The sequence below is a fragment of the Paenibacillus sp. FSL H3-0321 genome, from assembly GCF_038002865.1.
Lineage (GTDB): Bacteria > Bacillota > Bacilli > Paenibacillales > Paenibacillaceae > Paenibacillus_AQ.
This window is the reverse complement of the sequence record NZ_JBBODH010000001.1, coordinates 6,750,600-6,763,283: the sequence shown is the minus strand read 5'-3', so window position 1 is coordinate 6,763,283 and position 12,684 is coordinate 6,750,600. Positions and strand designations below refer to the sequence as shown.

Annotated in this window: 12 protein-coding genes; 2 read left to right on the top strand and 10 right to left on the bottom strand. The window is 51.8% G+C overall.

Translation table 11 applies throughout. The features are described 5' to 3' along the window. Window positions 1-14: 14 nt before the first annotated feature. Window positions 15-491: a transcriptional regulator NrdR gene (gene nrdR, locus MHI45_RS29725; protein WP_341119133.1), complete on the bottom strand. Its 477-nt coding sequence runs from the start codon at window positions 489-491 to the stop codon at window positions 15-17. A 165-nt stretch (window positions 492-656) separates the two neighbouring features. On the opposite strand from nrdR, the gene MHI45_RS29720 reads away from it, so the two are divergent. Continuing rightward, window positions 657-875, top strand: coding sequence for an alpha/beta-type small acid-soluble spore protein (locus tag MHI45_RS29720; RefSeq protein ID WP_038588982.1), 219 nt, complete (start codon window positions 657-659; stop codon window positions 873-875). An 88-nt stretch (window positions 876-963) separates the two neighbouring features. On the opposite strand, the gene MHI45_RS29715 is transcribed toward MHI45_RS29720, so the two are convergent. The 9 genes from MHI45_RS29715 to pnpS form a co-directional block, all read right to left on the bottom strand. Then, a complete protein-coding gene (locus MHI45_RS29715) occupies window positions 964-1,527 on the bottom strand; it encodes a lytic transglycosylase domain-containing protein (protein ID WP_340899886.1) in 564 nt (187 codons plus the stop codon). Then, the gene (gene coaE, locus MHI45_RS29710; RefSeq protein WP_076110641.1) at window positions 1,527-2,120 is read right to left on the bottom strand and encodes a dephospho-CoA kinase; all 594 of its coding nucleotides are present in this window, start codon (window positions 2,118-2,120) and stop codon (window positions 1,527-1,529) included. The genes MHI45_RS29715 and coaE overlap by 1 nt, the downstream gene beginning before the upstream one ends. A 9-nt stretch (window positions 2,121-2,129) precedes the next feature. Next, complete coding sequence (locus MHI45_RS29705) at window positions 2,130-2,885, bottom strand: manganese efflux pump (protein WP_340899457.1); 756 nt, start codon at window positions 2,883-2,885, stop codon at window positions 2,130-2,132. Window positions 2,886-3,069: 184 nt separating this feature from the next. After that, on the bottom strand, window positions 3,070-3,912 hold the full coding sequence (mutM, locus tag MHI45_RS29700; protein ID WP_038588975.1) for a DNA-formamidopyrimidine glycosylase: 843 nt from the start codon (window positions 3,910-3,912) through the stop codon (window positions 3,070-3,072). Between the two features lie 51 nt (window positions 3,913-3,963). Beyond that, window positions 3,964-6,627, bottom strand: coding sequence for a DNA polymerase I (polA, locus tag MHI45_RS29695; protein ID WP_341118451.1), 2,664 nt, complete (start codon window positions 6,625-6,627; stop codon window positions 3,964-3,966). A 319-nt stretch (window positions 6,628-6,946) separates the two neighbouring features. Further along, window positions 6,947-7,606 (bottom strand): phosphate signaling complex protein PhoU, encoded by a 660-nt coding sequence (phoU, locus tag MHI45_RS29690; protein ID WP_076110645.1) that lies wholly within the window; start codon window positions 7,604-7,606, stop codon window positions 6,947-6,949. A gap of 70 nt (window positions 7,607-7,676) precedes the next feature. Further along, a complete protein-coding gene (gene pstB, locus MHI45_RS29685; RefSeq protein ID WP_038588967.1) occupies window positions 7,677-8,432 on the bottom strand; it encodes a phosphate ABC transporter ATP-binding protein PstB in 756 nt (251 codons plus the stop codon). 179 nt (window positions 8,433-8,611) lie between these two features. Beyond that, the gene (locus tag MHI45_RS29680; protein ID WP_038588964.1) at window positions 8,612-9,340 is read right to left on the bottom strand and encodes a response regulator transcription factor; all 729 of its coding nucleotides are present in this window, start codon (window positions 9,338-9,340) and stop codon (window positions 8,612-8,614) included. A gap of 204 nt (window positions 9,341-9,544) precedes the next feature. After that, a complete protein-coding gene (gene pnpS / locus MHI45_RS29675) occupies window positions 9,545-11,338 on the bottom strand; it encodes a two-component system histidine kinase PnpS (protein WP_076110647.1) in 1,794 nt (597 codons plus the stop codon). 201 nt (window positions 11,339-11,539) lie between these two features. Here pnpS and MHI45_RS29670 point away from each other — a divergent pair, with 201 nt between their 5' ends. Continuing rightward, a complete protein-coding gene (locus tag MHI45_RS29670) occupies window positions 11,540-12,562 on the top strand; it encodes a LacI family DNA-binding transcriptional regulator (protein WP_341118450.1) in 1,023 nt (340 codons plus the stop codon). Window positions 12,563-12,684 lie beyond the last annotated feature (122 nt).

Sequence of the window (12,684 nt, the reverse complement as noted above, 5' to 3'; positions counted from 1 at the left end):
TGCGCAAAATGCTTCTACAACCCCTCAAACTCCTCGGTGTTTTTAGAGAGCAGTCCCTTCAGTTCCTTCATAAACATGTTGATATCCTTGAACTGGCGGTACACGGAGGCGAAGCGGACGTAAGCTACCTCATCGACAGGGTAGAGCTGCTCCATGACCAGCTCGCCGATCTGGCGGCTCTCCACTTCGGCTAAGGCGATGCCGCGCAGCGACTTCTCCACCTCGGAGACAATGGACTCCAGGCGCTCTACGGAGACGGGACGTTTCTCGCAGGCACGGATAAGGCCGCGCAGGATTTTGTCGCGGCTGAATTCTTCGCGGCTGCCGTCTTTTTTGATCACGATCAGCGGAGTTTCTTCAATCATCTCAAAGGTGGTAAACCGCTTGTTGCAGCGCTCACATTCCCGCCTGCGCCGGATGGACTTATTCTCGTTGGCCGGACGCGAGTCAAGCACTTTCGTATTCGTGTGATCGCAGTAAGGGCATTTCATAAGCCTTAAGTCACTTCCTTTTGCATTAATGGTCGCTTTCCGGTCCGGCATACGCCGGCTACCGGTAAGCTGATTTTATTTCCAGAAAACACCGTTTATTTGTTGTTATGAATATGCCATGTCCGGCACATAATACAGTTACCAACCGATAGGAGGTGAACAGCAATGAGCCAAAACAACAGCTCCAATAACCTGGTAGCTCCAAATTCACGCGGTGCCTTGGAACAACTGAAATATGAAGTTGCCCAAGAACTAGGTATCACGCTCTCCCCAGATGGATACCAAGGCAATAAAACTTCTTACGAAAACGGTTCGATCGGTGGTTACATCACTAAACGTCTTGTAACCCTGGCTGAGCAATCACTGGCAGGTCAATACAAATAACCTGTCCCCATAAGCTTGCCTAAAGAAGTATTAAACGGCCCTCAAGGCTGTTTAATGCTTCTTTTTTCGTACAAAACAGTCTTCTCCCTTAGAACTCGCTGTAAATCTCCGTGTACTGGTCGTAATAATAAATGACTCGCTGCACATAATGCCGGGTCTCGCCAAACGGGATATCCTTCACGGAAGCCGCTGTACCGTCCCAATTGCCCTTTTCCAGCCAGCTCTTCACTTTCCCGGGGCCTGCGTTATAGGCCGCGATTACAGCGGTACGGTTGCCATCAAACTGGCGGGAAAGCGATGACAAATACCAGGTTCCAAGCTCAATGTTGGCCGATGGCTCCCTCTTCAATTGTTGCAGTGAGACATCGGGAAGCTTGGCCTTTTCAAGCGCCCACTTCGCCGTATCCGGCATCAGCTGCATGAGTCCCAGTGCGCCTTTTTTGGACTCCCGGCCGGTCTTATAGTTCGTTTCCACCCGGATGATGGCCGCCACAAGGAACGGGTCCATATCGTAGGTGATACTGTGCTCACGAATTTCTGCTTTATAATAAATCGGATAAAACCAGGACATCCAGTTGGTACTCAAGAACAGGATTGCAGTGAATCCAACGAATAACAGGAGCAGCACTCTTTTTTTACGCAGCCATTTCATCATAGGCCCAGCCTGTCCCACAATACGGCAACCTGCTGCTCAGTTTGGGCAAGAGTACCGCTGTTGTCGATGATGTAGTCCGCTCTGCTGCGCTTCAGTTCAATATCCAGCTGGGCATCCAGTCTTCCTTGGGCCTGCTCCAGAGACAGCCCGTTGCGCTCCATCAGCCGGTCCAACTGGACCTCCCGGGGAACATAGACGACCACAATTTGCCCGAAAAGGTTGTCCAGCTCCGATTCATACAGCAGAGGGATATCTACAATAGTCAACCGCTGCGGGTCTTCTTGTTCCATTGTGTTCATACGATTTTTGATTTCCTGGCGAATCGCCGGATGCGTCAACTGATTCAGCACCTGCCGGGCTTCCGGATCATGAAAAACGATCTCCCCCAGCTTGGTGCGGTTCAGTGTTCCATCCGGCAGCAAGATTCCTTCTCCAAAATGCAGCACAGCTGCAGCCAGCACCGGATGTCCCGGGAGCATGACTTCTCTGGCGATGACATCAGCGTCCACGAGTCTTGCTCCCTTTTCCACAAACAGTGCGGACACGGTGCTTTTTCCGGAAGCAATGCCTCCGGTTAAGCCCATAATCATGTACTCACCTCATAATAGCTTCATTATTCCCATTGCAATTAACATTAACGCAGGCAGTACGGCAGCATGCTTCATCCAGTAACGTCCAGACAGCTTAAGGCCTGTTCTCATGCCCAGCAGTAGAAAGGTTCCGCTGAACAGGGCGATCATAAGCGAAGTGGATACCGGACTGAATCCCAGCAGTGCAGCCCCAAGACCCGCTCCGAAAGCATCCAGCGACAGTGCTATTCCGAGCAGCATCGCTTCCATGGAGGAAATGCTCCCGGAGGCGTCCATATCGGCCGAAGACGGCGTACGGAGAATCTGGATGACCACCCCGAGATGGCGGAGCTCCAGTGAAAAGACTGCCGCCTTCTGCGCGTCTTTTTCGATCTCACTCACAGAATCTGCAGTCGTATCTGCAAGGTCAGCAGTTGCAGCCTCCCCCTTGGAAGCCACTCCCGACAGCAGTACCGTTCCTGTCTCCCGTCCTCCCGGACTGTGCTCCTTCTCCTTCTGAATCAGCATCTGGACGAGGGACCAGCAGCCCATCAGGACCAGAATAATCGCGCCGATGCTTGAAGCGGCCTGCGGTGAAATTACCTTCGCCAGCAGCACACCTACCTGCATAGAGACACAAATGACTATCCCCGAGCAAAGCGAGATAATCATAATGGAGAGCAGCGGTATTTTCATTTTGCGGAGTCCATATGTAATGCCTACACCAAAACCGTCCAAGCTCAGGGCAAAAGCCAGCAGCAGCAATGAAAACAAGGGGCTGAGCACCCGCAATCCCTCCCGTGAAGAACCGGCAGCCCGTGCGGAACGTTCCGCGGGCTCCGTTCGCTTTATTGAGCATTCTTCACACAGTATATGGGCGGGACAGACAGTCGGTGCCTCGCTTTTGCAGCAGCATGAACAGCAGTGGTGTATGATGCCTGTAAATCATCTCTTGCTCTAGTGCGATGCCCTACTTAACCGCCGCAGCCAAAGGCTGGCAGCTTGGGCAAATATGAGTGCCCCGGCCGCCTACAACACTCTTCTCAATGAGTGTACCGCAGGTGGCGCAGGGCTGGTCCTTGCGTCCGTAAATGAGCAATTGCTGCTGGTAGCTGCCGCTTTCTCCCTGGCCGTTGACATACGACTTCACAGAGGAACCCCCGGCATTCACCGCTTCGGTCAGTGTAGCCACAATCGCATGATGCAGCTTGTTCAACTGCTCTTCCGTAAGCGCCTTCGCGCTCACCTCCGGGTGAATACCGGCGCGGTGCAGCGCCTCATCTACATAAATATTGCCGATGCCGACCACATATTCCTGATTCAGCAGCAGCGGCTTGATTTTGGTATTTTTGCCGGAGACAATTTCCTTGAATCTCTCCACTGTAAAGGAAGGATCAAGCGGTTCCTGCCCCAGCTTGCTCAGCGGCTTAAGGAGAAGATCCTCGCCCGGCTGGAATAAATGCATGGTACCAAATTGACGCACATCCGTATAACGCAGCTCGGTGCCGTCAGTGAAATGGAAGATGACATGCGTATGCTTGTCCAGCGGCTCATCTCCCTGGAAAAGACCGTACCGGCCCTCCATCCGCAGATGGGAGACCATTACCAAACCGTCAAATACAAAACGCAGAAACTTGCCTCTGCGCTCCACATGAACCACGCTATGGCCTGCCAGCATATGGGCAAAAGCCTGAGTATCGTCCGGACGCTGGATAATCCGCGGCAGCCGGACGGTGACATTCTCTATCTGCTTGCCTTTAATTAATTCATTAAGTGTTCTCTTGACTGTTTCTACTTCCGGCAATTCCGGCATAATGGCTCACCTCTCCTCCATTATACCGGAATTGCCGGGCCTGCGGGGAGTCTATTTCGCCTCATACCAGTTACTTCCATAACTTACCTCTGCTTTCAGCGGCACAGAGAGCTTGAGCGCGCCGGCCATAACCTTGGGCAGCAATTCCTTCATCAGCTCAAGCTCATCTTCCGGCACCTCGAAGACAAGCTCATCGTGCACCTGCAGCAGCATGCGGCTCTTCAGCCCGCGCTCATACAGCGCCTTGTCCATATGGACCATAGCCAGCTTGATAATGTCTGCAGCCGTCCCTTGAATTGGGGTATTCATCGCCGTACGTTCGGCAAATGAGCGCAGATTAAAGTTCTTCGCATTGATCTCCGGCAGATAGCGGCGGCGTTCCAGCAGCGTGGTTACATAACCTTGCTTGCGGGCATCAATCACGATATCGTCCATGTAGCGGCGTACACCCTCATATACTTCAAAGTACTGCTCAATAAAATGTGATGCTTCCTTGCGGGAAATCCCCAGGTTCTGCGACAGTCCGTAATCACTGATGCCGTACACAATGCCGAAGTTAACCGCCTTGGCGGACCGGCGCATGTTGCTGTCTACCTGGTCAGCCGTGACTCCGAACACATCCATCGCTGTCTTGGTATGAATATCCATATCATGCAGAAAGGCTTCCTTCATCCGCTCATCACCGGAAATATGTGCCAGCACGCGGAGTTCGATCTGCGAGTAATCTGCCGCCAGAATTGACCAGCCCGGTTCGGACGGTACAAAGACCTTGCGGATCTTGCGGCCTTCCTCCAGCCGGATCGGAATGTTCTGCAGGTTCGGAAATTGGCTGCTAAGCCTTCCTGTTGCGGCAATGGTCTGCCGGTAGAAGGTATGAACCTTACCGGTCACTTCGGAGACTTCTTTGAGCAGCCCCTCTACATAGGTGGACTGGAGCTTGGCGATCGAGCGGTATTGCAGGATCAGACGCACCACATCATGATAAGGGGCCAGTTTCTCCAGCACCTCGGCATCAGTGGAATAGCCTGTTTTGGTCTTCTTGACGACAGGCAGACCCAGCTTCACAAACAGGATTTCCCCGAGCTGCTTAGGCGAATTCAGGTTGAACTCGGTTCCGCATATCTCGTAGATTTCAGCAACCAGCTTGGAAATCTGGGCTTCGAATTCTTTCCCCAGCTCTTTAAGATCTTCTTTATTGACGGCAATCCCCTGTTTTTCCATATCGGCAAGAATGCGCGACAGCGGCATTTCGAGATCTTCGAACAGTCCGGTCATTGCCGTCTCGGTCAGCTCCTGCTGCTGCTTCTCGACGATACCAAGCACGGTAGCGCTTTTGCGCGCCACATGATTGCCGAGGATTTCAAGCTCCGGTATTTTATATTTGGCGCCTTTGCCGAACACCTCTTCATCCGGAGATAAGCGGGGCAGGCCATATTTGGCGGTAAGATCATTCAGGTTCTGATTCGCTTCCGTCGGATCCAGCAGATACGCAGCAAGCTGCACATCATCGGCTGCTCCGGCAAAAGGAATCCCCTGCCAATGCAGCGCCAGGTCGGCGCGGTGCAGATCGTAACCGCTCTTCGGTGCCTTGCTGTCTCCCAGCCAGGCCCGCAGCGGAGCTGCAGCATGGCTCTGCAGCAGTGCAAACGGCACGAAGTAATGCCGCTCCGGCGAAGACAGGCCAAGGCCAATCACTTCTGCACGGTGCGGGTTCTCACCGTTTGATTCCACATGTAGCGCGGAAATGCCCGGGAGAGCGGAGATCAAGTCCTCCAGCTCACTTTCACCGACGATGGTAATATCCAGGACGGCAGCTTCAACCGCTTCAATAGCTCCATCACTGCTGGGCGAATAAGCGCTCAGCGACAGGCGCTCAAGCAGGGATTTGAATTCCAGCTTGGCGAGTGCCGGGCCGGCGGTATCCCCCTTAATTCCGGTGAATTCCATATCCTCCCAGGCATGCTCCAGCGGAACCTCGCGGTAGATCGTTGCCAGCTTCTTACTCATCACAGCACTGTCCGCATGTTCCTCCAGCTTCTCTTTCATCTTGCCCTTCAGCTCGCCGGTTCCGGCCAGCACGCCTTCGACCGAACCGAACTGGTGCAGCAGCTTAAGTGCGGTCTTCTCGCCTACGCCAGGCACTCCGGGAATGTTATCACTGGCATCGCCCATCAGCCCCTTAAGGTCGATGATCTGCTCCGGCGTCAGATCGTATTTCTCGCGGATTTGCTGCGGCCCGTACAGCTCGACTTCTGTAACGCCCTTACGGACCAGTGCCACCGTCGTATACTCAGAGGCCAGCTGCAGCATATCCTTGTCCCCGGACACGATCATTACCTGGCGTCCGGCTTCATCAGCCTCACGCGAGATGCTGCCGATAATATCGTCAGCTTCGTAACCGGAAATCTCAAACTGCGGCACCCCCATATCACGCAGCAGGTCCTTCAGCATCGGAAACTGCTCGGAGAGCTCCGGCGGTGTCTTTTGACGGCCGCCCTTATAATCTTCATATCCTTCATGCCGGAATGTAATCTTTCCGGCATCGAATGCAACGATCAGATGACTCGGCTTATGCTCCTCTATTAAACGCAGCAGCATCGTCGTAAATCCGTATACCGCATTTGTCTGCTGCCCCGCCGTATTCGTCAGCGGCGGCATGGCGAAAAATGCGCGATAAATGATGTTATTTCCATCGATTAGTATCAACTTGTCCACTATAGCACCTCGCCTTTATCTTGCTTACTCCCTACATAGTAACATATGCCCCGCTCAAAAAAGAACCAAGACATCCGAAATGAACTGCGGATTCTACCGCTAAAGCAAGTTCCTGCCCGCTAATTAGAGGAAGTGCCCGAATTTATGTATTTAATGTAGGATTTCCATTATTACCCTTGCTAAAACTGCTTAGCCTCTAAATAAAAATGAAAAAAGCAGCAAGCCTCCAGTACAGGAGTTTGCTGCTTAGTAGGTACACGCGAAATTCATCCGGGGCTGCTCAAGAAGGTCAGCCAGCACCGGCTCTATCGTGCCTTCGTTATTGATTCAGATCCGGGCGCTTGCCTGTTACGAGATAAACCACACTTTCGCCGATGTTGGTGGCGTGATCGGCAATCCGCTCGATATAGCGTCCAACCAGCGTCAACAGCATCGCCTGATTCAGCGATTCCGGCTTTTCGACCATATAAGTGTACAGCTCATTAATTGTTGCGCTGTACAAATGATCGACCTGATCGTCATCCTGGGCCATCTTGTACGCCAGATCGGTGTTCTCATCCAGATAGGATTGAATCGCCTCGTCGATCATGACGGCCACAATTTCAGCCATCCGCGGAATATCCACCAGCGGTTTGATCAATTGCTGGCCCTGAATGCGCAGTGTAACCTTCGCTACATCCAGTGCCAAATCGCCCATACGCTCCAGATCGCTGGATATTTTGAACGCAACAATAATTCGGCGCAGGTCCTTGGCTACGGGCTGCTGGGTAATAATCAGCCGTGAACCGATTTCCATTATTCTGTCTTCCATGGCATTCAGCCGTAAATCGGCTTTGACGATTTCTTGTGCACGTACGGTGTCAAGAGTCTGCAAAGCTACGATTGCACCTTCCAGAGCATCCGTTACATGCTCGCCCATCTGCTGCAGCAGACTGCGTAGTTCTTCCAGATCTTTATCGAATTCTTTTCTGCGAATCATAATAAAAGCGATCCTCCTCAAAAACGTATGGTCAGCTTGTCATTTCCAGGAACGGGTCCCTGCGGGGGGGTTAGCCGAAGCGGCCGGATATATAGTCTTCTGTGCGGGAGTCCTTTGGATTGGAGAACAACAGTTCCGTATCCGCAGCCTCTACAATTACACCGTTCAGGAAAAACACGGTTTTGCCCGATACCCGGGCCGCCTGATGCATATTATGTGTGACCATAACAATGGTGTACTTATCGCGCAGCTCCTGAACCAGTTCCTCAATCTTCAGTGTGGAAACCGGGTCAAGCGCGGAGGTTGCCTCATCCATCAGCAGAATATCCGGTTGTACCGCAAGCGCTCTGGCAATGCAAAGACGCTGCTGCTGTCCACCGGACAGGCTAAGTGCAGATTTCTTCAGAAAATCCTTAACTTCCTCCCAAAGCGCGGATTGCCGCAGACTTTGTTCTACGAGTTCGTCCAGCTCCGCTTTGGCGCGGACGCCATGCAGACGGGGGCCGTAGGCCACGTTGTCGTAGATCGACTTGGGAAATGGATTGGGCTGCTGGAATACCATGCCGACCTGCTTGCGCAGGCTCTCCACCTCAACCTCATCGCTGTAAATATTTTTGCCGCTGATGTTCACTTTACCTTCAATACGTGTTCCGGGAATCATGTCGTTCATACGGTTTAGTGTGCGCAGTAATGTAGATTTACCACAGCCGGAGGGACCGATAAAAGCTGTCACCTGTTTCTCCGGAATCTGCAGATCCACAGCCTTCAGTGCATGAAAAGACTCATAGTAGAGATCAAGTTTCTCTATGTCAATGATGGATTTCATTAGTTTTTGCGTCTCCTTCTCATCATCTTCGTTCCCCATGATAAGCTTTCAGTGTAAATAGAGTTGAAGAGAATTGTTAACGCAGTGTAAAATCGGTAACAATCGTCCCGTTTTCACGAAATGCCGATGATCTTATTATTTCATTTCTTTGTATATTTTAAAAAAAGAACACCGTCATTTCAAATGACAGGCGCTCTTTTCTTGCTAACTACCAGTTTGTAACCTACACCGCGAATCGAATCAATATGGACCGATTCCGGATCAAGCTCCAGTTTCTTGCGCAGTGAGCTAACGTGGACATCCACCGTCCGCTGTCCGCCAATATAATCAAAGCCCCACACGGCATTCATCAAATCGTCGCGCGTCAGCACCACTCCCGGCTTGCGCGCCAGATACAGCAGCACTTCAAATTCCTTCGGCCGCAGATTAATGCTGACTCCGCCCAGAGAAACCTCATACCGTTCAGGGTAAATCTCCAGCTGTCCCAGAATAATCGTCGATGCCGATACAACAGCTTCCGGCTGGACTTCTTCGGCAAGTCCGGAGATCCGCCGGAGTACAGCGCTGACCCGGGCAAGCAATTCCGATACACCAAAAGGTTTGGTTATATAATCATCAGCACCGGATTTCAGGCCGCGGACTACATCCTCTTCGGCATTTTTGGCAGTCAGCACGATAACAGGCGTACGGATGCCTTGTCCGCGCAGTTTATCAAGAATATCAATCCCGTTCATTCCCGGAAGCATAAGGTCCAGTACGATCAGGTCAAAAGGTTCTCTAGTCGCACGGTCATATCCTGCCGTTCCATGATCCTCCACCGTCACTTCATAACCTTCCTGCGTCAAATTATAGGACAGCAGCCGTGCCAGCGTCGGTTCGTCTTCAATGACAAGCAATCGTTGTGCCATAGGTTCCCCCGTCTTCATATGTTTTTAAATTTACAAATCAGTTCGCAAGCCCATCATATCACCGGAATGTTAACTCGGTGTAAAATCTTAAAGACTTCTGAATTTTTAAAAAGAATTCAATTCCATAGTAAACCTTGAAGGGCTCACTGGCAAATTTGAAAACGCACTGCCGGGAGCGTGTCCAGCTGTAAACGGGGCTTCATCCTATTCTGCCTGCTCCTGCAGCAGCGGCAATTCCAGAATAAACGAGCTGCCGATGCCGAGATCACTCTCCACCGTAATCGAACCGCGATGCAGCTCCACCAGATGCTTCACGATTGACAATCCGAGGCCGGTTCCGCCAGAGCTTCTCGATCTCGCCTTATCCACCCGGTAAAAGCGTTCAAAAATCCGCGGCAAATCCTTGCGGGGAATGCCCATGCCGGTATCGCTGACGGTAAAGACAACCGTTTCCGTGCCGTCCGCTTTATGGCCGTTGACGACGGTTACTTTCACACTTCCCCCATCATGCGTGTAATTGATTGCATTGGAGAGCAGATTCATAAAGATCTGGCGCAGCTTGTCTTCGTCACCCTCGACGAACAGCTCGTTCGGCACATTTGCACTGAGGCTGATTTTTTTCTTTTCTGCCACTTTGCTGAGCGTCCCCAGTACGGAATCAAAAAATTCAATTAAATGGACAGGAGAGCATTCGAGCTGCACGCGCTTCGATTCGATTTTGGACAATTCCAGAATATCCCCGATTAACCGGTTCAACCGTTCATTCTCATCATAAATAATCTGCAGGAAAGAACGTGCCGTCTTCTCATCCGTAACGCCGCCTCCAAGCAGGGTCTCGGCAAATCCTTTTACCGCAGCCACCGGTGTCTTCAGCTCATGTGAGACGTTGGCCACGAACTCACTGCGCATCTTCTCCAGACGGCGGATTTCCGTCACCTCCTGCAGCAGGAACAACATGCCCCGGTAAGAGCCATCCTGCATCATCGGTACGCCGTCAAGCCGGACGATCCGCTCGGCCGGGTTATAAATGCTCCGCTCCTCGTGGATTGCCTCCTTACGGGTAACTCCCTCGTCAATCAATCGGGTAAGCTCATAATGATGCTTAATTTCCTTGTAGGAATAACCGGCCATTTCACTGTTCTTCACGTCCAGCAGATGTTCCGATGCCCGGTTCAGCAGCGCGATCTCGCCCTCCGCATTGATCATCACAATGCCGCCGGTCATATTATCCAGCACGCTCTGCAGCAAATCCTCGTTGTCACGGATCGTCTTCAGCTGGGTCTGCAGGCTGTCGGCCATGGCATTGATTGCTGTGGCAAGCTGACCGATCTCATCCTTACGCTTCATCGGCACTCGGGCATCATAATCCAGGTCGGTAATACGCCGGGCCACTCGTGTAATCTGCTCCAGCGGAGAGGTCATGCTTGAAGCCACCTTGTAGCTCACCAGGGTTGCTGCAATAAACAGCAGAACCAGTCCCCCGGCCATAATCAGCCAAGCCCGGCTGAGTCCTTCCGTCACCGCGTTCAGCTCCATGGAGAGCCGGATATAACCGTCGAACCCCTGATCCGAGACTACAGCTCCGGCTACATACAGCATTTGCCGGTCGAGTGTATCACTGTAACGGATCGCCCGTCCGATTCCTTCCTTGGCGGCCAGCACTTCCTCCTCACGGGTGGAGTGATTGTCCATTTGCAGCGGATCCTTCTCCGAATCGCCGATGACCTTGCCGTCCTTGGTAATGAAGGTGATCCGGGAATTGGTCAGCTTAGAGATATGCTTGGCCTGCTCCGTATAGAAATTCAATGCGCCGGAGCTGTTCATATCGGCAAACTGAAGCGTTCCGGAGAGCAGCTTTATTTCCCGGGACATGTTTTCCTCCAGGGCCGCAATATGGGAGTCCTTAAACAATTGGGCCATGGTAAGTCCGGCGCCGATCATGGAAATCCCGATCATAGTCATCAGTATAAAAGTAAGCCGGATACGAAACGGTTTCATCTGAAAATCCTCTTCCTTGTCATTATGTCATTGAGAACATCCTACCTCCATTTTGGCTAAAATACCAGTTCTCCAGGCAATTATCAACGCAGTGTAAAAATAGGACAGCATGTGCTTCCAGCAGAGACGTAAAACATTAAGGCTCCACCCGATTTATGGTATTATCATTACAAAACCTGTTAAATTCGAGAGGGAAATCTAATGAAAGTAACGATTTCGGATGTTGCAAAAGCCGCCAATGTCGCCAAGTCTACTGTCTCCAAGGTACTGAACGATTCTCCGAAAATTTCGCAGGACACCAAACGCAGAGTCCGTGAAATTATGAAACGAATGAACTATACCCCGAGCAGCATCGCCACCGGTCTTGCCAGGCAGAGCAGTAATACCGTGGGGCTGCTGGTTGACATGTCCAAAGGAAGCGAATTTCTGAATCAATTCTTCTATAACATTATAGGTGGAATAGAGAGCGTGATCGGTCCGCTGAAATATGAGCTGACCCTCTGCAATGTGCAGCATAATGATGAAGAGGGAGATTTCCTGAACAGACTGGTCTACAATCAGCGTGTCGACGGAATTATCGCTAACAATTCAGTTCTGACGGAAGAACTTTCCGCGCAGCTCGATCAGCTTGGATTTCCCTACATCTCCATTGGCGAAAGCAACGATCCGGCCAGCTGGGTGGATTTCGATAATGAAGCCGGCGGCAGAATGCTGACACGCCACCTGCTGGAGCAGGGCTACTCCCAGCCCGCTTTCATTGGCGGAGAGCCGCATGAGCGAATCTTCACCTCCCGCTTAAACGGCTATCTTAAGGCTTTGAACCAGGCAGACAGGTCCGCCCCGGAAAGATTAATTGTGAATGGGCAAGCCGACGAGCATGAAGGCTACCGCGCCGCCATGCAGCTTCTGCAGGGTGGTGACCGGCCCGACTGCATCGTATGTATGACCAATTATGTCGCCTTCGGCGTGCTAAGAGCCGCCCGCGAGCTAGGCATCGCAATCCCCGCACAGCTCGGTGTGGCCGCTTTTGATGAATATCCTTTCTCCCGATACACCACACCTCCCCTGACCTCATTGAATATAGATACCTTCAAGCTTGGGGTAACCTCCGGCCAATGGCTGATGGATCTTATCCAGAGCAAAAATACGGGATCACGACAGCTGCTGCTGGAACCGGAGCTTATAGCCCGGGAATCCACGTTAAGACATGTTGTCCGGAATTAGCTTAGCCATGAGCTGTTCTGAGCTTGAGATTGCAGAACTAAAAACAAGGAGCGGCCTCCCGGGGAGCCGCTCCTTGTTTTTAAACATCCATTTGGAAACCGATTAGTGTGGCAGAGATTTAA